Annotated in this window: 21 protein-coding genes; 19 read left to right on the top strand and 2 right to left on the bottom strand. The window is 68.7% G+C overall.

Annotated features, from left to right (window positions below):
* Positions 1 to 469: 469 nt before the first annotated feature.
* The gene (locus NLX94_RS33180; protein ID WP_308402606.1) at positions 470 to 2,239 is read right to left on the bottom strand and encodes an oleate hydratase; all 1,770 of its coding nucleotides are present in this window, start codon (positions 2,237 to 2,239) and stop codon (positions 470 to 472) included.
* Positions 2,240 to 2,640: 401 nt separating this feature from the next.
* On the opposite strand from NLX94_RS33180, the gene NLX94_RS33175 reads away from it, so the two are divergent.
* The 7 genes from NLX94_RS33175 (at position 2,641) to NLX94_RS33145 (ending at position 8,435) form a co-directional block, all read left to right on the top strand.
* Positions 2,641 to 3,084: a nuclear transport factor 2 family protein gene (locus NLX94_RS33175; RefSeq protein ID WP_254386847.1), complete on the top strand. Its 444-nt coding sequence runs from the start codon at positions 2,641 to 2,643 to the stop codon at positions 3,082 to 3,084.
* A gap of 197 nt (positions 3,085 to 3,281) precedes the next feature.
* Positions 3,282 to 4,145, top strand: coding sequence for an MBL fold metallo-hydrolase (locus tag NLX94_RS33170; protein WP_254386846.1), 864 nt, complete (start codon positions 3,282 to 3,284; stop codon positions 4,143 to 4,145).
* A 364-nt stretch (positions 4,146 to 4,509) separates the two neighbouring features.
* Positions 4,510 to 5,061 carry a DoxX family protein gene (locus NLX94_RS33165; RefSeq protein ID WP_254386845.1) on the top strand — a complete coding sequence of 184 codons (552 nt, stop codon included), beginning with the start codon at positions 4,510 to 4,512 and terminating at the stop codon, positions 5,059 to 5,061.
* Positions 5,062 to 5,080: 19 nt separating this feature from the next.
* Positions 5,081 to 5,482 (top strand): hypothetical protein, encoded by a 402-nt coding sequence (locus NLX94_RS33160; RefSeq protein WP_254386844.1) that lies wholly within the window; start codon positions 5,081 to 5,083, stop codon positions 5,480 to 5,482.
* Complete coding sequence (locus NLX94_RS33155; RefSeq protein WP_254386843.1) at positions 5,479 to 6,603, top strand: acyl-CoA dehydrogenase family protein; 1,125 nt, start codon at positions 5,479 to 5,481, stop codon at positions 6,601 to 6,603. Before NLX94_RS33160 ends, NLX94_RS33155 begins: the two co-directional genes overlap by 4 nt.
* 45 nt (positions 6,604 to 6,648) lie before the next feature.
* The gene (locus NLX94_RS33150; protein ID WP_254386842.1) at positions 6,649 to 7,458 is read left to right on the top strand and encodes a phosphate/phosphite/phosphonate ABC transporter substrate-binding protein; all 810 of its coding nucleotides are present in this window, start codon (positions 6,649 to 6,651) and stop codon (positions 7,456 to 7,458) included.
* Positions 7,452 to 8,435 (top strand): radical SAM protein, encoded by a 984-nt coding sequence (locus NLX94_RS33145; RefSeq protein WP_254386841.1) that lies wholly within the window; start codon positions 7,452 to 7,454, stop codon positions 8,433 to 8,435. The genes NLX94_RS33150 and NLX94_RS33145 overlap by 7 nt, the downstream gene beginning before the upstream one ends.
* 81 nt (positions 8,436 to 8,516) lie before the next feature.
* Here the strand turns inward: NLX94_RS33145 and NLX94_RS33140 are convergent, their stop codons facing one another.
* Positions 8,517 to 9,365 carry a hypothetical protein gene (locus NLX94_RS33140; protein ID WP_254386840.1) on the bottom strand — a complete coding sequence of 283 codons (849 nt, stop codon included), beginning with the start codon at positions 9,363 to 9,365 and terminating at the stop codon, positions 8,517 to 8,519.
* 233 nt (positions 9,366 to 9,598) lie between these two features.
* Between NLX94_RS33140 and NLX94_RS33135 the strand changes: the two genes are divergently transcribed.
* From NLX94_RS33135 to NLX94_RS33075, 12 genes are all read left to right on the top strand, one after another.
* Positions 9,599 to 10,051: a hypothetical protein gene (locus tag NLX94_RS33135; protein WP_254386839.1), complete on the top strand. Its 453-nt coding sequence runs from the start codon at positions 9,599 to 9,601 to the stop codon at positions 10,049 to 10,051.
* 455 nt (positions 10,052 to 10,506) lie between these two features.
* Positions 10,507 to 10,656 carry a hypothetical protein gene (locus NLX94_RS33125; RefSeq protein WP_254386851.1) on the top strand — a complete coding sequence of 50 codons (150 nt, stop codon included), beginning with the start codon at positions 10,507 to 10,509 and terminating at the stop codon, positions 10,654 to 10,656.
* Positions 10,657 to 10,694: 38 nt separating this feature from the next.
* A complete protein-coding gene (locus NLX94_RS33120; RefSeq protein ID WP_254386838.1) occupies positions 10,695 to 11,060 on the top strand; it encodes a hypothetical protein in 366 nt (121 codons plus the stop codon).
* Entirely contained in the window at positions 11,057 to 11,737 is a 681-nt protein-coding gene (locus NLX94_RS33115; protein ID WP_254386837.1) for a class I SAM-dependent methyltransferase, read from the top strand. Before NLX94_RS33120 ends, NLX94_RS33115 begins: the two co-directional genes overlap by 4 nt.
* A 144-nt stretch (positions 11,738 to 11,881) precedes the next feature.
* Entirely contained in the window at positions 11,882 to 12,910 is a 1,029-nt protein-coding gene (locus tag NLX94_RS33110; RefSeq protein WP_254386836.1) for an amidinotransferase, read from the top strand.
* Positions 12,911 to 13,284: 374 nt separating this feature from the next.
* Positions 13,285 to 13,788 carry a hypothetical protein gene (locus tag NLX94_RS33105; RefSeq protein WP_254386835.1) on the top strand — a complete coding sequence of 168 codons (504 nt, stop codon included), beginning with the start codon at positions 13,285 to 13,287 and terminating at the stop codon, positions 13,786 to 13,788.
* Between the two features lie 108 nt (positions 13,789 to 13,896).
* Entirely contained in the window at positions 13,897 to 14,478 is a 582-nt protein-coding gene (locus NLX94_RS33100) for a hypothetical protein (protein ID WP_254386834.1), read from the top strand.
* 32 nt (positions 14,479 to 14,510) lie between these two features.
* Positions 14,511 to 14,855, top strand: coding sequence for a hypothetical protein (locus NLX94_RS33095; RefSeq protein WP_254386833.1), 345 nt, complete (start codon positions 14,511 to 14,513; stop codon positions 14,853 to 14,855).
* Positions 14,856 to 14,948: 93 nt separating this feature from the next.
* A complete protein-coding gene (locus NLX94_RS33090; protein ID WP_254386832.1) occupies positions 14,949 to 19,898 on the top strand; it encodes a phage tail tape measure protein in 4,950 nt (1,649 codons plus the stop codon).
* Positions 19,895 to 20,788: a phage tail family protein gene (locus tag NLX94_RS33085; RefSeq protein ID WP_254386831.1), complete on the top strand. Its 894-nt coding sequence runs from the start codon at positions 19,895 to 19,897 to the stop codon at positions 20,786 to 20,788. The genes NLX94_RS33090 and NLX94_RS33085 overlap by 4 nt, the downstream gene beginning before the upstream one ends.
* A gap of 24 nt (positions 20,789 to 20,812) precedes the next feature.
* Complete coding sequence (locus tag NLX94_RS33080) at positions 20,813 to 21,745, top strand: hypothetical protein (protein WP_254386830.1); 933 nt, start codon at positions 20,813 to 20,815, stop codon at positions 21,743 to 21,745.
* A gap of 2 nt (positions 21,746 to 21,747) precedes the next feature.
* Positions 21,748 to 22,836, top strand: a complete 1,089-nt coding sequence (locus NLX94_RS33075) for a hypothetical protein (protein WP_254386829.1) — start codon at positions 21,748 to 21,750, stop codon at positions 22,834 to 22,836.

Here is a 22,836-nt window from a genome sequence, read left to right as displayed (position 1 = left end):
CTCGCGGCTCCACGCAGCCGATCACGCCAGGGCACGCTGAACAGACAACGTCACGTGATCATCGCCAGAGCCGAATTACGCGATCGTCCACATTTGCGGTCTCGCGGGAACGTCCGCACTCCACTGGCGTGTCGAATCCACCTCGCCACCCGCCGACTGACCTGACCAATCGTCACCTGGTCCACCGCGTGACTTCGCGGCGCTATCCGGCATGCACTCATGTCGGCCACCCGCAAGTACCGACACATGGTAGGCGTCGAACCGGTCGCCGACAGTGGGTTGCTCCACATAGACGAGGTCGCCGAGCTGCTTCTGGGCGTGGTCGATGATGCCGATGCGGGCCTTGCCGCCGCCTGCACGCGGTCGGCTGTCCGGGGAGCCAACGCAGTGCGCTGCGGGCCCGGCTGACGGGGCGGCGGGCGAGCTTGCCGAACGCGGCCATCTACCCGCCGGGAATCCGCGGTCCCCACTACTCCGGGTCGGGGATGAGACCGAATTCCGTCAAGAGTTCGCCGATCTCGGTGGAGTCCAGCTTGCGGAGCAGTTGCTTGCGCAGGATCTCGGGGCCTGGCAAGTGGAGTGTCTCGCCGTCCCGTAGCCGGCCAGCAGCTTCCAGCAGTCTGCGGATGTCGTAGGTGGAGTTGAACACCTCGGGTACAGCGCGTTCGATGCTGAGCAGTTGGTAGGCGGCTTCCATGCCTGTGCGTACGGAGTACTCGGTGGTGAAGATCGTGTCACGAGTGGTCTCGGCGAACTGGCCGATGAACGCGAAGTTCACCGCTGTCCGCGGTACCACGTCAGGGCGGTCCCCGGCCCGGCGGGGCAGGAAGAAGGCGGTGACGTAGGGCATCATCACCGGCACGCAGGTGGCGCCGTTCGCCGCGAGTCCGCTGATCTCGTCGGTGGGGACGCCTAGGTGGTAGAGCCACTCCTGCGTGATCTCTTCCCCGGTGCAGTCCTGCATGGGCTTTTTCACGTAGTCGCCGGGGCGGTCGGTGAACAGCCCGTAGAGCCACACGACGATCTGGTCGGCCGGCTGCTGTTTGAAGTGGGGCTGCCGGTTGACGGTCCAGCTCATGAGCCAGCTGGAGTCCCTGACCGTGACGATGCCACCGGTGACGACCTTCCCGCTGAACGGGTCGCGTTTGGCGATCTTCTGGATCAGTTTCGGGATCCGCGCATCGAGTGTGGTGACGGTGGCCGACTCCCATTTACTTTCGGGGATGTTGCCGCAGAACACCTCGGGGCGGCCGAAGCACCCATCGTGGCTCGCGATCTTCCGCCAAAGATCCCATGCCGGAGCCGGGCCCTCATTCAGGCGGGCGGCGGTGTGGTGGTCGCCGCTGTCCGAGTTCTCGGTGAGGGAGCCGATGGTCGTGAACACCAGGTCGTCCGCTCCGAGGTCGACTCCCCCCGCCTCTCCCGCGGAGATCCAGTGGATACGGGTCGCCTGCTTCCGGGCCGGGGTGATGTCAAAGCTGATGTCGGTGACCTCGGTGTCGAGCTGGAATGTCACGCCCCGGCCTACCAGCCACCGGGTCAACGGGAGCACGAGCGACTCGTACTGGTTGTACTTGGTGAACTTCAGAGTGGACAGGTCGGGAAGACCGCCCACATGGTGGATGAAGCGGTGCAGGTACAGCTTCATCTCCAGGGCGCTGTGCCACTCCTCGAAGGCGAACATCGTGCGCCAGTACAGCCAGAAGTGGCTGTCCAGGAAGTCTCGGCCGAAGACTTCATTGATGCGTTTGCCCTCCATCTCCTCGCGAGTAGCGAGGAAGATCCTCAAGATGTCCTTCTGCGCACGCTCGCTGAGGGCGAACAGCCCGTCGGTGTGGGCGTCCTGCCCCTGGTTCTCGGTGACCCGCTGCAGGGAGAAGTTGGGGTCGTCCTTGTTCAGCCAGTAGAACTCGTCGAGGACCGAGGCGCCCTCGATCTCGATCGAGGGGATCGACCGGAACAGGTCCCACAGGCACTCCATGTGGTCTTCCATCTCGCGGCCGCCGCGAATGACGAAGCCCTTCTTCGGCTCTTTGATGCCGTCCAGAGCGCCCCCCGGAAGTTTCTGCTGTTCCAGGACGGTGATCTTGTCGCCGCTCATACGCCCGTCACGGATGAGGAAGGCGGCGCCGGCGAGCGAAGCGATTCCGGAGCCCACGAACCAGGCCGTCTTCCGCTCCACCCCTACAGGCTTGCGCGGACGTGCGAACGCCTCGTAATTCCCGCTGCCGTAATACACGGTGACCTCTTCCCTCGCGGACGCGTGCGACTCTCTTGGGGCCGGGCGTCACCTCTGAGCGCCCTGCCGAGATAGCGTCAATAGCACCGAGATGTGATATTCCGCCGACAAAGAGGAACGTACCGGCCCCCACCTGGCGAAGGCCGGACAACACGTCGCCGAGCAGGTCGGTCTCCCGCCGACTGGCGTCGACGCCTTCGCTGACCTCAGGCCCAACGCGGCGCGCTCACGAATGGGCCCATACGGGCTTTTAGCGCGAGTGTCGCGCAAGAAGGGGCAACGAGTACCTTCCACCCTGTGGCGCGCGAATGGAGAGGGTCGTCATCGATCGCTCGTGGCGTGTCCAGGTGCCGGTGCCCAGCACGGACGGCCAGGCGCCGACACAGGCAGGAGTTGCCCACATGAACAGGGAGACCCGGACCGTCAGCGTCGCGGATGGCGTCGGAGACCAGCCCTGGACCAGGGCGTTCACCGCCAAGGACGCCGAGATGTTCACTGCCGCAATCGATGAGAACGTGGTTTTGGAGGCGTCAGCCCTGCGCCGTCCAGTCGAGGGCCGCGACCGGGTCAAACAGGTCATGGAGGCGACCAGCGGGATCTACGAGTCCTTGGTCTTCGTCTACGAGGTGTCCGATGGCCAGCGGTCCTGCACCGAACGGGAAGCCGAGGCTTTCGGCGGAAAGTCGTTGCGTGGCAGCACGATCCTGACCGTGAACGAGCACGGCAAGATCGTCCGGGCCGCCATTCAGCACCTTCCGCTGGACAATCTGCTCGCCTTCTCCGCCGAACTCGGCAAGCGCCTGAACGGCAAGATCGACTCGGGGCACGTCTACACCGGCGGCTGAGAAACGCGTACGGCCAGGAGTCCGCGGACCTGAGCCGAATGAAGCACCAGCCAGCGCGGAGGCGGGCCGCCATGACCATGCCTACCCCGCTATCACGTCGGCGAGCAGGTCGCGCTCGTCGACCGGGAACGCCGGGGAGCGGATGAAGCGAGCGCCTCGTCCTGCATCTCCACCAGAAGAGTGAAAGGGAACACGATATGCCTCAAACCACATCATCATCGCTGCAGTACGACACCCTTTGCATGCGGCGGCCGGGTCTCACCCGTGACCTGCCGCCGGGCGCGGAAGATCTCCAGTGGGTAGCCAACACCGCGACGCTGATCTTCGGCAATCATGACGCCGTGCTGGTCGACACGTTCCTCACCGTCGAACAGAATCAGCAGCTCGTCGACTGGGTGAAGGCACACCACCGGAACCTCACCTACATCTACATCACGCACGGCCATGGCGACCACGCCTTCGGTGTCAAGCAGCTCATCGAGGCGTTCCCCGAGGCCAAGGCAATCTCCGCCGCCGCAGTCGTGGCCAAGGCGAAGCACGAAGGCACGCGGCCGTTCCTCGATACCTTCTGGACGGCGCGCTTCCCGGGTCAGATCCCGCAGCCTCAGGTCTTTCCCGAGGCCCTCGACAGCGACACCTTCACCCTTGAAGGGCATCCGCTGCAGGTGATCGACACCGGGTACACCGACACCGACGACAGCACCGCGCTGTGGGTGCCCGACCTGCGCCTCGTCGTGGCCGGGGACGTCGCCTACAACGGCATCCACCAGTACATGGGCGAAGCCACCGCCGAGTCGCGGCAGGAGTGGATGCGCGCCACCGACACACTTGCCGCGCTCGACCCGGCCTTCGTCGTCGCCGGCCACAAGAACCCCGATCTGACCGACGACCCGAAGATCCTGGCCGAGACCAAGCAGTACTTGGCCGACTTCAACCGGCTCGACCCCGAGACCGAAACGCCGAGCGAACTGTACGAGGCGATGCTCGCGCTGTACCCGAACCGAGCAAACCCCGGCTCGCTGTGGGGCGGGGCAAAAAGGGCCAAGGGGTCTGCCCAGTGAACACGTTGCATCCGGCATAGGTCCATCACATGCCGGTGGCTGGCACGGCTCACTACGGCCACCGGCCGGGTCCCGAGGCAAAGGGCCCGGTGCACATGTACCGGTCGCACCGCGGTGCGACCGGCCCTGTCCGCGACCGCTACGAGAACACGACCGACTCCGGAAGACAGGTCATCAAGCATGGTGCAACGCACTGGCATCGAGTGGGAACGGTAAAGGCTCGGGCGGCGCACTCGCGGTGTGGGCGATGCGCGTCGTCCGGCAAGACTTTCCTGCCGCTTGCCGTTCCCGTGTGGGCGTGAGTGGATGGATGTACGGCAGATGATTCCTTGAGTGCGTGGAGCAAGATCAGAGGTCGTTCGGTATGGCCGTCACCAACCGGTCCGCACCTCCCGCGATGGAGCCGCTGGGCTCCTCCCGCCCCTCCCGTGTGCTCTTGGCCGTGTGCCGGCTTTCGGTCGGTCTGCTGTGGATCCAGAACCTCACCTGGAAGCACCCCCCGGACTTCGGCAACAGGAGTGTCCCCCCGCAGGACCTGTACGCCTGGACCCTCAAAGGGGTCGACAACGAGGTTTTCGCCCCGTGGGCGTGGCTGGTCGAGCATGTGATCATTCCGAATTTCGCGGTGTTCGCCTGGGGCGCCTTCGCGATCGAGGCATGCCTCGGCGCGTTCCTGCTGGTGGGCCTGGCCACGAGGTTCTGGGCGGTGGTCGGGCTGGTCCAGACGACCGCCATCCTGTTCTCCGTACTGAATACCCCGCACGAGTGGTTCTGGTCGTACTTCCTGATGTACGCCGTCCACTTGGCGCTGCTGGCCACGGCGGCCGGACGCGCCTACGGCGTGGACGGCGCGCTGCGCCCCGTATGGCGGCAGCGCGGCGGCAGGCTGTCGCGGGTGCTGCTCGCGGCATCCTGACCGGAAGGAGGGCGTTTCGATGCAGACTCCGCGATCCGCCATCGGCCGGACGGCCGCCGGACTGGGCATCGGCGCCGCGGTGAGCAGCATCCTGGCCATCGCCGACGGCCCGCCCTGGGGGCTCGTCTCGCTGGGCGGTGTCGGGACACTGGTACTGCTGCTCTTGGCCGCGGCGGCCGTGGCAGCGGGCCTCTCGGGGGTGCGCTCGCTGATCGCCCTGGCAGGAGCGGGCTTCCTGGCGGCCGCAGTCCTGCAGCTGGTGCAGATCGGCTGGACCGGTGCGAACCTGCTCGGGGGCGACGGTTCCACCGTGGCCCTGCTGCTCGGCTTCGCCGTGGGCCTGCTCGCCCTCGGCCTGACTCCGGTACCCAACGGCACGGCCGCCCCCACTCCCGTCACGGGAAGGCACGATCCCGCATGAACGTCGACAGTCTGTTGCAGCCCGTTCTGGCCACCGCCGCGCAGTACGCGCCAGCCGTTGACGCGGAGGGCCGGTTCCCAGCGGAAGCGGTAGCGGCTCTGGCCACATCAGGCCTACTGGGGTTGCCACTGCCCGAGCGGGAAGGCGGGCTGGGAGCGGGCCCTGAGGAGTTCGCCCAGGTCACGGCCGAGCTGGCCGGTGTTTGCGGATCGACGGCCATGGTCTACCTGATGCACGTCAGCGGCGCCATGACGGTTCTGGCCGCACCCCCGCCAGGGATGCCGGGTCTGGTGGGCGACCTGGCCTCCGGCAGGTCGCTGGCCACTTTGGCGTTCAGCGAGCCCGGCTCCCGCTCGCACTTCTGGGCGCCGATCTCCCAGGCGAAGCGCAACGGCGGCCACGAGGCGCGGTTCACCGCCGACAAGAGCTGGGTGACCTCCGCCGGACACGCACAGCTCTACGTCACGTCCGTACTGTCCGCCGACGAGGCGGGCACCGTCGACCTCTACGCCATCGAGGCGGACGCCCCGGGCGTCGCCGTCACCGGAACGTTCCAGGGGCTGGGTCTGCGCGGCAACGCGTCCTCGCCGATGCGGTTCGACATGACAGTCCCTGACAGTCTGCGCCTCGGTGCGCCCGGCAGCGGACTCACCCTGATGACGGAAACCGTCATGCCCTGGTTCAACCTGGGCAACGCGGCCGTCTCCCTGGGTCTGGCCCGTGCCGCGCTCGACGCCGCCGTGCGGCACACCAGCGGCGCGAGGCTCCAGCACATCGGCCAGACCCTCGCCGAGCTGCCCACCATCCGCGCCCGCCTGGCCCGCATGTCGCTCCAGCTGGAAGCCGCGACCGCCTACCTGCACGCGGCGGCGGCCAGCATCGCAGCCCCCGACGCGCAGACTCCGCTCTACGTCCTGGGCGTCAAAGCACTCGCCAACGACACCGCCCTGACCGTCACCGACGACGCCATGCGGGTATGCGGAGGAGCAGCGTTCTCCCACCACCTGTCCATCGAACGCTTCTTCCGTGACGCCCGCGCCGGGCATGTCATGGCCCCCACCGCCGACGTCTTGTACGACTTCTACGGAAAGGCCATCACCGGCCAGCCGGTATTCGGCTGAGCTCCCAACCCCGTACGCCGCGACCAGCCCGAAGAGGAGCCCGCCATGGAACCGCTGGTGGTTGGAGCGGTGGCCTACACCCCCAACGTCGTGCCCATCTGGGAAGGCATCCGCGACTACTACCGCGACGCCCCGGTCGAGATGGACTTCGTCCTCTTCTCGAACTACGGCCGCCAGGTCGACGCACTCCTCGCCGGAACCATCGACATCGCCTGGAACACCAACCTCGCCTGGGTCCGCACCGTCCTCCAGGCCGGAGACCGGGCCCGGGCTCTCGCGATGCGAGACACCGACCTCACCTTCCGCAGCCACCTCGTCTGCCGAGCCGGGGCAGGACTGCGCGGCCTAGACGACCTCAAGGGCCGCAGGCTCGCCCTGGGCAGCCGCGACTCCGCACAGGCCGCGATCCTGCCCCTGCACTACCTGCGCCACCAAGGCATCACCGACGGTGACGTCGAGCTCCTGCGCATCGACAGCGACCTCGGCAAACACGGTGACACCGGCCGCAGCGAACTGGACGCCATCCGCGCCGTCCTCGACGGCGACGCCGACGCAGCCGCGATCGGCATCACCACCTGGGAATCCATCGGCCGGGACGAGCTCATGCCCGACGCCCTGGAATCGTTCTGGACCAGCCCCGCCTACTGCCACTGCAACTTCACCGCCCTCGACACCCTCGACACAGCCCGAGCCGAGGCATGGACCGAGCACCTGCTCGCCATGGACTGGAACAATCCCGAACACCGCAGGATCCTGGAACTGGAAGGTCTCAGGCGCTGGGTAAGACCCCAGCTCGACGGTTACGCCGACCTCTTCCAGGCTGTCAGGGAACAGGAGATCGCAGCCCGATGGTGATTCTCGACCTCGTCGAGAAGCTCTCCGCCGCGGCGGAAGGCGACACCGTCACGCTCTCCATCGCCACACCGGACCAGGCCGCCCTCGCCGCCGCCTGGTGCGACCGCACCGGCAACACCCTCATCACGGCCGACAGCGCCACCGTCACCGTACGCCGAGGCCGCCCACCCGACCCGATCGCCGCCCTGCCCCCCGCCCGCCGGCCCGGAGCACGCCTGTGGCTCTACACCAACTTCGACTGCAACCTCGCCTGCGACTACTGCTGCGCCCGATCCTCACCGCAGACAGCCAGGCGGGCACTCGGCGTGGACAGGGTGAAAGAGATCGCGAAGGCCGCCCCGGACGCCGGTGTCAACGAAATCCTGCTCACCGGCGGCGAACCGTTCATGCTCCCCGACCTCGACGAGATCGTCGCCGCGTGCACGGCCGTGCTGCCCACCACTCTCCTCACCAACGGGATGCTGTGGCGCGGGCGTCGGCTCCAAATGCTCCAGGCCATGCCCCACGACCGGCTCGCCCTCCAGATCAGCCTCGACTCCGCCACCCCTGATCTGCACGACTCCCACCGCGGCAAAGGCACCTGGGCCAAAGCCGTCGCCGGAATCCACACCGCCCTCGGCGAAGGCTTCACCGTGCGGGTGGCCGCCACCCTCACCACCGACGACCAGCACGAAGAGAGGGAACTACGGTCCTTCCTCGACTCGCTCGGCATCGCCCGCGAACACCAGGTGGTCCGCCCCCTCGCCCACCAGGGCGCCGCCGACGAGGGCCTCGAACTCACCGTGGAAACCCTGGTACCCGAGGTCACCATCACCGCAGACGGCGTCTACTGGCACCCCGTCGGAGCCGACAACGACGAACAGCTCGTCACCCGCGACATCTTCCCCCTCGACGCCGCCATCGCACTCGTACGAGAGCAGTACCGCACCTACCGGAACACGGCGGACGCTGCCGCCCGTACCTTCCCCTGCGCGTGAACCAATGCGCCCCAAGGAGGGCAACGCGAAATGCCTAGGGACGGTATCCCGGACAGGCTGGCGGCGGGCTCGGGACGCGGGCTACAGCGTGGAGGCAGTGAATCCGGAGATCTCGTGAACGGATGGTGCGTCGCCGGTGGACGCTGACCAGCCGATCTTGACCATCGAGGGCAGGGGCGCCTGGCCGGGCAGCCCGTCGAGGTCCCCGGTGAGGATCTGCTGCGGGCCCTTGCCGTCCAGCCAGTCGATACGGACGGTGATCAGACCGGCAGAGGTGAGGTCGACGATGACGTGGCGCTTGGCGAGGGCGCGTTCGGTGGCGCTGTCCACGCTCAGGGCCTGGGCCTTCGGGTCGAGGGCGGCGCCGATGAGGTAGGCGTAGCCGGTGCTCTGCCCGCCGCGGACGGCGACGGTGTTGGGTGAACGGCCCGGGCCGCCGGCGCCGGCTGCCTGTGCGGAAAAGTTGCCGAACTGGTCGAAGGCGACGCTGGCGTACGCGCCCGACAGGCTCTTGTATCCGAGGGCTCCGCCCGCCTCTCCGGCCTCGACCCGCCGCTGCTCGCCGTCGATCATGTGGAACGCGACCCCGTCCGCCGCCCACATGCCGTTGGGGCCGGCGATGGTCTGGGCGTCGTACATGTAGAGGTCGAACTCGAAGGTCACCCCCCTTCGGGTGTCGATCACCTGTTCCAGCAGCAGGTGGCATGAGCTCTGCCGGGAGTTGCCAGTGAGACGGAACACGCCCTCCCCGGCGGCGTCGGGCTTCATGCTGCCGCTGGTGATCTCCCCGCAAGGCCGCAGCGAGCCACGCGTGGCGGAAGGGGCGGCGGTCAGCCCGGGGACGCCGGTTCCCTGGGGAACGGTCGCCTGCCACATCATGGACGACACCGTAACGTCGGCGAAGGATTCCGCCAGAAGATACTGGGACACGAAGAACCCCTTACATCGTGTGCAGAGCTACTCCCCGACACCGTGCCCAGTCCCGCCATCTCGCGGAACCAAAACAGCTGAACCCTCCGCGAACTGATGACTCGTGCTATCAACCGCGGTACGTGCCCGGCACGGGTAGCGCACACCTGGGATGTCCGCCAACGGAACTCAAAGCCAGTACGCGACGGGAGCGTCGGCTGCCGCCGCCGGGAGCCCGCACATACGGTGGTGCGATGATTCCTGGCTTTCACCGGATGAAGGGCGGCGCTGTGCTGCGGGGTGCGCAAGGTCCCGGCGAGAAGGGCCCGTTCGGAATGTACGGCGGCCTGCCGGAGCGGATGCGGCTAATCTGGATCGGCGACGCCGAGGACGGCAGCGGACGCCGGCAAGTCTTCTCCGACACCATCAGCACCTGCACCTGGACCAGCCCCCGCTCCTGGGACACCTCGGGCCGACTCTTGGTGTGCAGCGCGGTCGGCCGGGAGGCCCCGTGCGTGGAACCGTTGGAGCCCGGAGTTGTCATCCGCGACCATGCGGGCTGGGAGCTACTGCGCACCCTCTGCGGCCACCTCTTGCACCTCGACGGCACAGGCAACGCACGCATCGACACCCCCGACGGGATGCGCGGCGTTGCCCTCGTCGGCGTCTTCTTCGTCCACGACCCCGAGCGCACCACGGCCGGGTAGCTCTGAAGGGATGCGGCTCCCCCCGCCAACGCTGTCACACTGACGCTGAAGTGAGGCTGAACGAAACTGAACGCGCATTCAGTGCCCCTGTCCGGAATGCGGGAACGACAGTTCGAAACGGGCCCCAACGGGTGCCGATGGACGCCGTGGGCTTGCCGCCGTGCGCGGCGACCAGCTCGGCAACGACTGCCAGCCCCAGCCATCTGCCCCTCCGCCCTCCCGGGAGCGGGCCCGCGCGTCGTCGAGGAGTACGAACCGCTCGAAGATCCGCTCCCGGTCGGCGGCCGGCGCTCCGGGGGCCGTCGTCCGCGACGCCCAGGACGATCCGGAGTCTGCACACGCCCCGCGCAGCCGCCTGGCCTCGTCCAGGACCAGGTCGTCGAGGTCGACCTGCCGCAGGTGCGGACTCGGCGCGTCCTCGTCGGCCCGGGCCAGCAGCAGAGATCGGCGACCAGATGCTGGATCCGCAGATCCTCGCCAGTACGATCGCGGCCAGCTCCTGCTGGGTCGTGCGGCCGGGCTGGCCGAGCGCGACCGTCGAAACCCTGCGCCTGGGCCTGCGCGACACCCCCGCCGACACGGCGGAAGCCCTGGCCCGGCAGTAGACAGCGCCCACTGGCCCGATGTGCGCGATCCTGAAGACATGAACGTCGAGGTCCTGGTCATACCGGACTGCCCCCACTCCGAGCCCGCCGCCGCCCGGGTGCGCCAGGTGCTCACCGAACTAGGCCTGGACGACGTCGAGGTCTCCACGCGCGTGATCACCGACCAGGTTCAGGCGGAGAGAACCGGCTTCACCGGCTCCCCGACCCTCCTGATCGACGGACACGATCCGTTCACCGAGCCCGGCCGCCAGGCGGGGCTGGCGTGCCGGGTGTACCGAACACCGGACGGCTTCTCCGGTCTCCCCAGCCCAGGCCAGCTGCGGCAGGCACTGACCAGCGAGCCCAGCCAGACCCGCGGCGACACCCGAACCGGCCGGGTACACGAGGGGAAACACGGTCCGTGAAAGACAGAGACCAGGATCTGGCAGACGCGCAGCGGCGCCACTGGCAGAGCACCTATACCGCCCATCCCGACATGTACGGCGGACAGCCCTCTGCCCCCGCGCTCCACGCCTCGACGGTGTTCCGGGCGGCTGGGGTGAAGGACATATTGGAACTCGGTGCCGGGCACGGCCGCGACGCTCTCTACTTCGCCGGTGCGGGGTTCACCGTCATGTCCGCCGACTTCAGCGCGCATGGCCTGGAGCAGCTGGAGAAGGCCGCCCAGGAGCAGGGCATCGCCGAGCGGGTCACCACAACCGTCCAGGATGTGCGTGAGCCCCTCCCGCTCCCGGACGACCACGTGGACGCGGTCTTCGCGCACATGCTGCTGTGTATGGCCCTGTCCACCCAGGAGATCCGCAGATTGGTGAACGAGGTCCGTCGCGTGCTGCGGCCAGGCGGCATCTTCGTCTACACCGTCCGGCACACCGGCGACGCCCACTACGGCACCGGCATTGCCCACGGCGACGACATCTACGAGCGCGGCGGGTTCGCCGTGCACTTCTTCCCCCGCTACCTTGTCGACGCGCTCGCCGACGGCTGGACCCTCGAGGAGGTCCACCCCTTCGAGGAAGGCGACCTGCCCCGATGTCTGTGGCGCGTCACCCAGATCCTGCCCCCATCAGCACAATTCCTTTGACGCGCCCTCCGTGTCGCCAGGGAGGCGGGGACGGCACTACGCCGTCCACCTTCGCGGTCAGCGGGGTCGCTCGGCGTGTCCTAACCTGCCGCAATCGCTGTCTGCGTACGGTCCTTCGCAGGGGCTGAGAGGACAGGAGTGCCTGTGGCGGTGGTGGACGCGTGCGACGAGTGGAGTGCTCTGCGGGAGGTGGTGGTCGGTACGGCGTACGGGGCGATGTTCCCCGACGAGGACCGGCGCATGATCGAGGCCACCATGCCGGTCGAGCACTGGGACGAGTTCCGGCCCGGGCACCCGTTCCCTGCATGGATCACCGAAGCGGCGGATCAGGAACTCCAGGCAGTGGCGGAACTACTGGAGTCGATGGGCTGCCGCGTCCACCGCCCGCAGCGCATTCCCTGGGAGGGGCTGGGCGGGTACTGCGCGACCATGCCCCGGGACAGCCTGCTGGTGATGGGCGACCGCATCGTCGAAGCACCCATGGCCTGGCGCAGCCGCCAGCATGAGCTGCTCGCCTACTGGCCGTTGATCCAGCAGTGGCGGCGGGCCGGTGCACGCTGGCTGCCGGCCGACGTGGACCTCGGCATGGACCTCCTCGACGCCGGAGTGCGCGCACCTGGGCCACGATGGGTGATCGGTGAAGGCAGGCCCGCCTGGGACGCGGCCGACTTCCTGCGCCTGGGGCCGAGCACGGTCGTTGGCCAGCTCAGCCACGTCACCAATCGCTCCGGCGTCGACCACCTGCGTGCGCGGCTCGGACCCGACATTCGGGTCCACCTGCTGCAGCCTGACGATCCCCACGCCATGCACATCGACGCAACCCTGTGCCCATTGCGCGAGGGACTCGCCCTCTACAACCCGGACCGCATCACCTCGGACGCGATGCGCGGCACGCCGCTGGACGGGTGGGAACTGGTTCCCGCGCCACGACCGGAACCGAACGCCGGACCCCCACCGCGGTACATGACGAGCGCGTGGGTGAGCATCAACCTCCTCGTCGTCGACGACCGGCACGTCCTCGTGGAAGCAGAGGACGAGAAGCTTCAGACCCTGCTGACCTCACTCGGCTTCAAGCCCTTGCCATCCCCCTTCCGCAACGTCCAGGCCCTGGGAGGTTCCTTCCACTGCGCCACCCTCGACATCCGCCGAGACCGCCGAACATGGACCGCGTAAGTACAAGCAGCGGCATACGCGAGCGCAACTCGATTCCTGGTTTCGGGTTGGCCGGTTCACCGGCCGAGATGTCCAGGCAGCACCGCAGGACGGCGGGCCAGCTCATTCCGAGTTGCTCTCGGGGGCTGGCCGCATGGACTGTTCAGGACGGTAGTGCCGAAACGCACCACAACCCCGGTTCTTGACGACGGTATGTTGATCTACGAGCAGCGGTCTCGGCTCGCCCGTAACGGCTGAGCCCGACCCGCTCCCTCACCGCGGAGGCCCCACGCGGACGCTCACCCCTTGTAGGGGTGGGCCGGTTCCCCGCCAGTCGTCGAGGGACGGGGCCTCCCTAACGCTTGGCTGCCGTCCCGGAATCGGACAGCAAACCCTTGCAGATCCAGAAATACTCGCGGCGCGGCATCACGCGCATCCTGTGGCTTAAGGCCGTCAAAGACCTTGGCCACCTTCCTACTCGGGCGGAGCTGACCGCCGGCACCGACCTGACGAACGCCATCGCGGCGATCGACGGCTGGTCGCTGTCGAACCAGGCGATCGAGACCCCTGACCTGGGCTCGACGTTCGAGTCGAAGATCCCCGGCACTGATCAAGCGGACGACTCGTCCCTCGGCTTCTACGAGGACAAGGTGGCCGACGAGGTCGAGCAGCTCCTGACGAAGGACTCCACCGGCTGGGTGGTGATCCTCCGCAAGGGCGACATCCCTGGTAGCCGGTCCATGGACGTCTTCCCGGTGCGGATCGGCTCCCGGTCCCCGCAGTACTCCGTCGACAACGAGGCCGCCAAGTTCACGGTCGCGTTCTCGATCACGGAGAAGCCGCTCCAGGACGCCGTGGTGCCGCCCGCCGGCCCCAAGACGCTGCCCGGTACCCCGTGACCTCCCGGCCGGGCCTGCCGCGTCCCTGCGCCCCATCTCTTGTTGGCGTGCGCTCGACGCAGGCCCGGCCGGGCCCCACTCCCCTTTCCCCCCTTGGAGACACCTCTGATGTCCGGCACCACCACGTCCCCCGTCCCGCCCGAGCCTGCTGTTGCCCGTGATGCCCACTGGGCCAGCAAGCTCGCCCGTCTCCGCGCCCGGCAGCTCCCGGAGCAGATACTCCAGCTGTGCGATGACGTGGCCGCGCAGAAGCGTCTCGACCAGGCGAAGCTGAACGTGGCCCGTCTGCGCATGGCTGATGCGGAGACAGGCGGTGAGCAGGCCGAACTTGAGGCGGCGCAGGCCGAGCTGGTCGCGGCGCAGGCCGCTTACGACGAGGTGTCGGATCGGCTCGTGTTCAGGGCCCTGCCGCGTCCGGTCCTCGACGGGCTGATCCGGCAGAACCCTCCGACGGAGGACCAGGCGGAGACCGGTGACGCCTGGAACCCGGAGAGCTTCCCGCCGGCGCTGGTGGCCGCCGCGCACATCGAGCGGGACGAGGATGGTCAGGTGGTGGAGGGCCTGACCGTGGAGGACGCCCAGGACCTCCTGGACAGCTGGCCCATCGCGGAGTCCAACGCCCTGTTCGCGGCGGCCTGGCAGGCGCAGCAGATCAACCGGTCGACGGTCACGGAGCTGGGAAAAGGCTGATCGCTGACGGTCAGCTCCGGGCCGAGCTGGAGGTGTGCGACCGGTACCGGATCTCGCATTCCTTCTTCCTCGGCGCCGGAGACGGCCGCTGGTCGGAGGGCGACCGGGCGAAGGCGCTGGCCTATGAGGCGTACCGGCGCAGCGTGTGTGAGCAGTGCGGCACGCGGGGCGCCGAGTGGGACGAGGAGGCGGGCGGGGACCGGCACGCGTACGTGAGCACGACGGTCCGGTGCGTGGGCTGTGAGCTGATCGCCACAGAGCAGCAGCAGGTACCGGACGGCCCAGACGGGTACGGCGTACGGATCGGGCTGATCCCCCGCACTGCGGCCGAAGCGCAGGCCGGGGACCGTGCGGCCGGGAGCACTACGGTGGACTGAGTTGGACGTGCGGGCCGTTAGCGGCCCGCACGCACCGCTTGGGGGCGGTGGGGCGCACGAGGTAGGCGCGCGGGGAGTAAGGGCACCGGCCAGGTGTCGAGCTACACGCTCAGCGTGCAGATGCGCGCCGACTCGGCGCAACTGCTGTCCAGCATCCGTGGCGCCTCCGGCGCGCTGCGGTCCCTCGGCCGTGATGTCGATTCCCTCCACCGCACCCTTGGCCGTGTCGGCTCCGGCTCCGCCGGGCTGCGCGGGATCTCCACCGATGCCGATGGTGCGCGGCGTGCTCTTCGGCAGGCCGGCTCGGATGGCGATGCGTCGATGCGCCAGCTGCGGCGCGGGCTCATCGGCGCCCGGCAGGAAGCGCACCACCTGCGGAACCTGGTGGCCGGTGGAGGCATCGTCGCCGGTCTTGCGGAGATCGCCCGGGAGGGCAACGAGTACCAGCGCGCCATCCAGAAGTGGGGCGCGGTCACGAGCGCCTCCGGCCAGGAGATGGTCATGGCCGCGGCCAAGGCCCGTGAGCTTGGCTCCGACCTCAAGATCCCCGGCACGTCGGCCTCGAAGGCGGCGGACGCGATGCTGGAGCTCGCGAAGGCGGGCCAGACGTCCACGTCGTCCATCGCGAACGCGCGGGCGGCGATGCAGCTCGCCGCAGCCGACAACCTGTCCGCTGCCGACGCCGCCCGGTATCTCGGCGACGTCATGGACCAGTTTGGGCTCAGCTCGAACAATGCAGGCCGAGCTGCTGACGTCCTTGCGGCCGGCGCGAACGCGGCCTCCGGTGGCCTCCAGGACATCTACTACGCGATGTCGTACACGGGCCCGGTCGCCGCCCAGCTGGGCATTTCGCTGGAGGACACGGCGGCGTCCGTGGCGATGCTGGCCCGCTCCGGCATCCTCGGCTCCAAGGCGGGCACGTCCCTGCGAGGGATCTTCACGAACCTGGCCGCTCCGACGAAGCGGATGAAGGAAGGCCTCGCAGAGCTGGGCATCGAGGCGTGGGACGCACAGGGCAACTTCAAGGGCCTACGGACCGTCGTCGAAGGCTTCGAGAAGGCCCAGCACAGCCTGAGCCAGAAGGACTTCACCGCGGCCTTGTCGAAGGTCGTCGGGAAGCCCGCCCTCGCCGGTGCGATGGCCCTCGCCCATCAGGGCGTCGAGAGCTTCGACCAGATGCGGACGGCGATCGGCCGCACCGGTGCGGCCGGTGAGATCGCTGCCTCCCAGACCAAGGGCCTCGCCGGTGCCCTCAACCAGTTGAAGAGCCAGGCGAAGAACAGCGGCCAGGTCCTCTACACGGCGGCCGCGCCCGCGCTGGAGAAGCTGACCCGCCTGACGACGAAGGTCCTCGGCTCGGGCACTCCGGCCGTCGCCGGGGCCCTGGACTACCTCCACGACCTCTACACCCTGGCGAGGCCGTCGGCGTCGAAGGCAGCTGCGAGCGGGCTGGCCGAGGTCCGTGATGTTCTCGGCAGCCTCGGGGCGCCGGTGAAAAACCTGGCCTTCGACACGCTGGCCTCCGCGATCAACGTGGTGGTCAACGCCGGCCGGGCCGCTCTCGACATCTTCAGGAACCTGGGCCAGGGCCTCGAACCAGTCGCGGACGCGCTGTCCGAGGTGGCGAGCGAGAGCGGGGCCGGGGCGACCGCCCTGGACATCATCGTCACGGCCCTGAACCTGACGAGCAGCGCAGCCTCGTACGTATCCGGCGCGCTCAAGCCGATCGGTGAGGTGGTGGCCTGGCTGGTACGGGGGTTCTCCGCACTACCGGGCCCGGTACAGACCGCGATCATCGCGATGATGATGGCCAGCCGGGTCGCTCCGACGATGACCCGCCTCGCCGGAACCGTGTCCGGGCCGGTGGTCGGCGCGTACCGGTCGTGGGGCGAGCAGATGCGCGTCCAGTCCACGCTCGCCGCCGCACAAGGCCAGTCCGTGGGCCGTATCGGTTCGGCTCTCGCCGTGCTCCAGACCCGCATCCCGATCGTCGGGCAGATGAGCGCCGCGTTCCGGGCCGCGGAGGGTCCGGCGTCCGGTCTGGCCAGGTCGATCGGCGTCGGGCTGGGCGGCGCTGCCCGCGGGCTGATGGGCGCGCTGGGCGGCCCGTGGGGTGTGGCCATCGCTGCGGCCGGTATCGGCCTGTCCATGCTGGCCTCCTCCCAGCAGAAGGCCGCGCAGGCTGCCGCCGATCACCAGCAGCGCATCAGCAGCCTGTCTCAGGCGCTGCGGGAGTCGAACGGTGCGATCACCGACAGCGTCCGTGGGGCTGCCGCGCAGGCCGTCATGGACGCGAAGGTCTTCGACGGCAAGGCCCGACTGGTCGACGTCATGGAGAAGGCCGGGGTCAACGCCCGGCAGCTCACCAACGCCTACCTCGGGCAGGACGGCGGACTCAACGCCCTCCAGAAGAGCTTGCAGAGCACCGCCGACGCCAACCGCGAGCTGATCGTGACCTCTGGCGGCGGCCAGTACACCTACACGCAGCAGGGTCTCGCCTACGCGAAGGCCGCCGAGGCCTTGGGTTCCGTCAAGGGCGAGATGTCGCAGGCCGTGAAGGACGCCAAGAACCTCGCGGACGCCACGGGCTCGGGCGCCAAGTCCGCCGCCGACAGTGTGGGCCCGTTCGGGAAGTTCTCCGACGCGATGCGCCGCCTCTCCGACACCACGGCGGACGCCGACACCAGGGCCCGCGCCCTGCACGACGCCTTGAACATCCTGGCCGGCGGGTCGGTGAACCTGTCGGCGGCCGAAGCCCGTCTGAACCGCAGCGTCCTGGACGCGTCCGATGCGCTGAAGGGCGGCGTCGACCACGCCGAGGGGTACGGCAAAGTCCTGCTGAACATGGACGGTTCGCTGTCCACGGTCACCCGCAACGGGCAGAAGCTGTTCGATGTCCTGCAAGGGCTGTCGACGAACTCGGCGGACGCGGCCCTGGCGGCCTACCAGTTCGCGGAGGCCAATGGGAAGAGCGTCCCGGAAGCCCTCCAGGCGGCGCAGAAGCAGATGCAGTCCGCTCGTGACTCCGCGATCTCGACGGCAAAGGGCTTCGGGCTGTCCGCCGAGCAGGCGGGGAAGCTGGCCGATGCGGCGGGCCTGGTGCCCGAGCAGGTGTCGATCCTTCTCCAGACCGCCGGCATGGATGCGTCGATGGCGGAGCTGATCGCCGTGCAGCAGGCGCTGAAGGCGACCCCCGACAACAAGACGGTGACGATCGCGACGCTGTCGAACGAGGCGCGCGAGGACCTGAAGAAGCTCGGGTTCTCCATCACCGACCTGAAGGACCGGCGGGTTCAGGTGACCGCGCCGACCGATTTGGCGCGCACCGACCTGGACGCGCTGATCTCCAAGATCAGCCAGACGCCCGGGGCGAAGCATGTCGCGGTGTCGTCGTCGACGGCGGAGACGATCGCGAGCCTGGAGAACGTCAAGACGGCCATCGCGGGTGTCCCCGGCGGCAAGTCCGTCATCGTGAGCGCGCCGACCGACGTCGCACGTCAGGAGCTGCTGAACCTGGGCTTCTCCATCGAGGCGGTGCCGGGCAGCAAGAACGTGTCGGTGACCGTGCCGACCGGTTCGGCGACGAGCGGGGCCGCGACTATCCAGGGCGCCATCAATGGCATCTACGGGCGCACCGTGACCGTCACCACCGTCCACAACGACATCTGGAGGACTTCGCGGCAGCCTGGCCCGTACGCGGACGGCTACCAGTTCGCGAGCGGCGGCATCCTCACGTACGCCTCCGGCGGTGTCCGGGAGAACCACGTCGCGCAGATCGCTCGCGGTGGTGAGTGGCGGGTGTGGGCGGAGGACGAAACCCAGGGGGAGGCGTACATCCCCTTCGCGTCCGGTAAGCGGGCCCGCTCGAAGGCGATCCTCGACCAGGTGGCACGCCGGTTCGGCGGTGAGGTCACCTACAACGCGTCCGGCGGGCTGTCCGACTGGTCGTATCAGCCCCTCGGTAGCTCCGGGTTCTCCATCAGCGATGTCGTGTCCAAGTCGCAGAAGAAGAAGGGCGACAAGGAAGTCTTCGACCTCGGCATGTTCGAGAAGAGCCTGCGCAGCTCGGTGTCAACGGCGCAGTCGTGGCGCTCCAACCTGGCCACCGTTGCCCAGCGGGCCGGCACGGACGTGGCCAAGGCGTTGGAGGACATGGGGGCCGATGGCGTTGAGCTGACCCGGAAGATGGCCACCGGTTCGACTGCCTACGTGCAGGACATGGCTGGCCAGCTCAAGCAGCTGTCGGCGACGGCCCGCGGGAGCCTGGCCGACTACACGGCGCAGCTCAAGAACGCGGTGAAGGACAACGCGTCCTTCCAGAGCGCCCTGACCCAGCTGGCGACGAATGGCTTCGGTGCGCTCGCGGAGCGGTTGGCGCAGCAGAACGACGCGAGCGCGGAAGCTCTCGCGCAGGAGGCGGTGCGCGACCGCGGCAAGGCGGAGAAGGCGAACGCCGCAGCGAAGGCGGCGGGCAAGTCGCTGGATGGGGAGCAGCTGACCGACCTGGTGAAGCTGATCGGTGCGCTCGGCGCCGGCCGTGGCATTCACGATGTCGCGGACGTGACCGGGCTCGGTGAGGATCGGCTGATCGAGGTCGCGAACCTGGCGTCGTCACAGCTGCGGAGCACGGGGGCTCGAGGTGAGCGGTTCCTCTCGGACCTGGTGAAGGCGAACGGGGGTCTGGCCTACGCGAACGGCGGTATCTGGGAGCCGGGTGTCTACGGCGGCGCCGGGGCGTCCAGGGGGCTGATCAAGTTCGCGGAGCCCGAGACCGGTGGCGAGTCGTACATCCCGCATGCTGCGGCGAAGCGGGGCAGAGCCACCGCCGTACTCGGTGCGACCGCAGGGAAGTTCGGCTACGGGCTGGTGCCGCGCAAGCTCGTGGATGCCGGGAGCGGCCGCGCGCAGATCGTCGTGGTGCAGCAGTCGCCCGCGATCGGCACGCAGACCATCCACGTGTCGAACAGCCCGGCCTCCGCGAACGACATCGCTGCGTCCATGGCGTACCAGCTGCGGCGGGCCCAGCGCGGGGGGCTGCGATGAGCGCCGTGCTGAAGGACTTCCAGGTGGATCTGGGTGGTGTCGTCATCGGGTACGGAACGCGCGTGCCCATGGCGGAGATCGAGGGTCTGGGCCGGGCCCCAGTGCGTGGTGATGTCGTGCCCCGGCCGGGCGCGGACGGGGCGTGGGCGGGCACCGACTGGTACGAGGCCCGGACGATCCGCATCGACTGCGGCATCAAGACGCCCGGAGATCCGGCGACCGGTGTGGAGATCCTCTCCGACCTACAAGAGCTCGCGGATGCTGCCGCTGCCCGGACGGCCCCGGGCGCCGTGATGCCGCTGCGGATCAAGTGGCCTGGTCGTGAGACGCGCGTCCTGTTCGGCCGACTGCGGCGGGTGGATCCGTCGTGGGAGAACGCGGCTGTCGGCTGGATCCCCCTGGATATCGAGTTCGTGGCCGTCGACCCCCGTTTCTACGCGGACTCGACGTCTGCGCTGAGGCTGTCGCTGTCCCGGCAGGACCTCGGCGGGTTGAAGGCGCCGCTGGTCGCTCCGCTGAACACGGGTATCTCCCTGCCGGACGAGCGGCGCGGCTGGGTCCGTAACGACGGCACCCTCCCGGCGTGGCCGACCCTGCGGATCACCGGCCCGTGCATCGACCCCCGCATCTACATCCCGAAGACGAGCCAGCTCCTCCAGTTGTCCGTGTCGCTGACCACCGGCGAGTACATCGACATCGAGACCCGGCCCGGGACACGGTGGGCGCTGCGCAACGGCACCGAGAACGTCGCCGGGGGCATGTCGACGGACTCCCGGCTGGACCGCTTCCAGATCCCGGTGGGCTCCACCGAGTTGTGGTGGACCGCGCGCGGCTACTCCTCGGCCTCCCGCCTGTCGGTGACCTGGCGGGCCGCCTTCAAATCCCTGTAATCCCTCCTGAAGGACTCCCTGCTCATGACGCTCATCAACCCCCCTCTTCTCGTCCATGGCGGCACTCACTCGGCCCGCGCCTTCCGCATGATGGTGAGGGACCTGAGCCACGGCGCTCAGGGCATCACCGAGACGGACGACCTGCGCGTCACCCAGCTCGCGACGCCGGGTATCGGTGTCCGCGTGGGTGACGGCTCGGCGGTCATCCGCGGCGCCATGGCGTGGGGGCAGGGCAGCTACACGCAGTACAACGTGGGCTTCCAGAGCGTCCCGATCGCCGCGACCGGGGTCTCCGGCCGCTCGGACCTGCTCGTGCTGCGTGTTGAAGACCCCGAGTACGAGGGTGTGCGGAACCCGGAGAAGGACGACATCGGGTACTTCCACGTGATCTCCAACGTGGCGGCGAACACCGTGAAGCCGCCGGCCGGGATGACGGCCGTCGCGCTCGCCAGGATCGATCTCCCGGCGAACGCCAAGGTCGTCACCGACTCGATGATCAAGGATGTGCGGACCATCGCGAACCCGAGGCGGGAGCGACAGCTGCACACCGCTTCGCCGGGCGCGGATCAGAACTGGCAGGGGAACTCGGGCACCTGGGCCGACTGGCCGCCGGCCTCCCGCTTCGACATACGCGTCCCCACGTGGGCCCGGCGTGCCCGCATCGTCATGACGATCTCGGGACTCCAGGTCATGGGGAGCATCTGGGGCTCCACCGCGTTCCGGCTCGGCGGGATTCAGGGCCAGTCGATCATGATCGATGACGGCAGTACCCGCGGGGACGGCTCCGTCCGCATCAACGCCATCGCGGCGGACACCATCGACATCCCCGCCGACTTGCGGGGCACCACCCAGCGACTCCAGGGATTGGTCTTCCTCACGAAGGACAACGCGGGCTCCCTGCAGGCCGACGTCGTGACCACGGTCATCGCTGACGTGGAGTTCGAGGAGGGCATCTGACCATGCCCACCTACCGCTACCGAGTCCACGATGCCCTTACCGGCGCCGTGCTCGTCCATGATCTTCCGCTGTCGGGTGTCGAGTTCGGGCCGGGCCTGTCGGAGCCCGGTGACCTGTCGGGCGAGGTCCCCGTTCCGTTCCAGAACCTGGTGGGCTCCACCATCAGCCCCGCGAACACCGTGCTGACGGTGGAGCGCGACGACACCGTCCTGTGGGGTGGGCTGATCTGGCGGGCCGAGCCGGAGGGCGACAAGTTCCCCATCGAGGCGGGCGGCTGGGGCTCCTACCTTCACCGCCGGCATGACGTTCACGGGCAGCTCGACGGGCGTGGCCCCTATGTCCACGCGGACGCCTGCCAGGTCATCCGCGATGTGTGGGCCTACGCGCAGAGCCAGCCCGACGGGGATCTCAACGTGCTGGTCGACCCGTCAAAGAGCCGCACGAAGGTGGGCACACCGGCGGAGCCGTACAAGGTCGATTGGTGGGAGGCCCCTGTGCTCGGCGATGTCGTGGAGGACATGACGAAGATCGAGGGCGGCCCGGAGTGGACGGAGGACACCATCTACTCGGAGGGCCGTCCGGCCGGGCAGATCCGTCTTGGGTGGCCGCGCCTGGGCACCCGGCGTACCGACCTCATGTTCGCGACCGGGGCGAACATCGCTGCGGTCGCGCCGGTGACGTACGACGGGGACGAGTACGCACAGGTGATCATCGCGCTCGGTGCCGGCGAAGGCCGGGGGCGGCGTCGGGCCATCGACGCCGTGCGTAACGGGCGCCTGCGCATGGAACGCATCCTCGAGATACCCGCGGAGAAGGGCAACGACCGTCTCGCGACGCGGGCACGCCGTGAGCGCATCGCCAGGCAGGCTCTCGGCGAGGTCCACGAGATCCAGGTCATCGACCATCCGTCGGCGCCCGTCGGGTCGTGGCAGGTCGGCGACGACGTCCGGGTCCGGATCCACGACCAGTGGGTGAACTGGGTCGGCTGGTGCCGGATCACCGGCTGGCGGATCCGGCCTCCTCAGGGGGACGACGGAGAGCGGGTCACGCTGTCGCTGGCCCGCGCTGACCGATTCGTCTACGGGGGCTGA

The organism is Streptomyces sp. TBY4, assembly GCF_024213195.1.
Classification (GTDB): domain Bacteria; phylum Actinomycetota; class Actinomycetes; order Streptomycetales; family Streptomycetaceae; genus Streptomyces.
This window is presented reverse-complemented; position numbering and strand designations above follow the sequence as displayed.

What these genes read in the sequence shown, in the direction of transcription:
- NLX94_RS33120 (WP_254386838.1), top strand. Translation starts at nt 10,695, where the DNA reads ATGAACGTCGAGGTCCTGGTCATACCGGACTGCCCCCACTCCGAGCCC.
- NLX94_RS33080 (WP_254386830.1), top strand. Translation starts at nt 20,813, where the DNA reads ATGACGCTCATCAACCCCCCTCTTCTCGTCCATGGCGGCACTCACTCG.
- NLX94_RS33170 (WP_254386846.1), top strand. Translation starts at nt 3,282, where the DNA reads ATGCCTCAAACCACATCATCATCGCTGCAGTACGACACCCTTTGCATG.
- NLX94_RS33125 (WP_254386851.1), top strand. Translation starts at nt 10,507, where the DNA reads ATGCTGGATCCGCAGATCCTCGCCAGTACGATCGCGGCCAGCTCCTGC.
- NLX94_RS33155 (WP_254386843.1), top strand. Translation starts at nt 5,479, where the DNA reads ATGAACGTCGACAGTCTGTTGCAGCCCGTTCTGGCCACCGCCGCGCAG.
- NLX94_RS33145 (WP_254386841.1), top strand. Translation starts at nt 7,452, where the DNA reads ATGGTGATTCTCGACCTCGTCGAGAAGCTCTCCGCCGCGGCGGAAGGC.
- NLX94_RS33150 (WP_254386842.1), top strand. Translation starts at nt 6,649, where the DNA reads ATGGAACCGCTGGTGGTTGGAGCGGTGGCCTACACCCCCAACGTCGTG.
- NLX94_RS33160 (WP_254386844.1), top strand. Translation starts at nt 5,081, where the DNA reads ATGCAGACTCCGCGATCCGCCATCGGCCGGACGGCCGCCGGACTGGGC.
- NLX94_RS33075 (WP_254386829.1), top strand. Translation starts at nt 21,748, where the DNA reads ATGCCCACCTACCGCTACCGAGTCCACGATGCCCTTACCGGCGCCGTG.
- NLX94_RS33135 (WP_254386839.1), top strand. Translation starts at nt 9,599, where the DNA reads ATGATTCCTGGCTTTCACCGGATGAAGGGCGGCGCTGTGCTGCGGGGT.
- NLX94_RS33085 (WP_254386831.1), top strand. Translation starts at nt 19,895, where the DNA reads ATGAGCGCCGTGCTGAAGGACTTCCAGGTGGATCTGGGTGGTGTCGTC.
- NLX94_RS33165 (WP_254386845.1), top strand. Translation starts at nt 4,510, where the DNA reads ATGGCCGTCACCAACCGGTCCGCACCTCCCGCGATGGAGCCGCTGGGC.
- NLX94_RS33175 (WP_254386847.1), top strand. Translation starts at nt 2,641, where the DNA reads ATGAACAGGGAGACCCGGACCGTCAGCGTCGCGGATGGCGTCGGAGAC.
- NLX94_RS33100 (WP_254386834.1), top strand. Translation starts at nt 13,897, where the DNA reads ATGTCCGGCACCACCACGTCCCCCGTCCCGCCCGAGCCTGCTGTTGCC.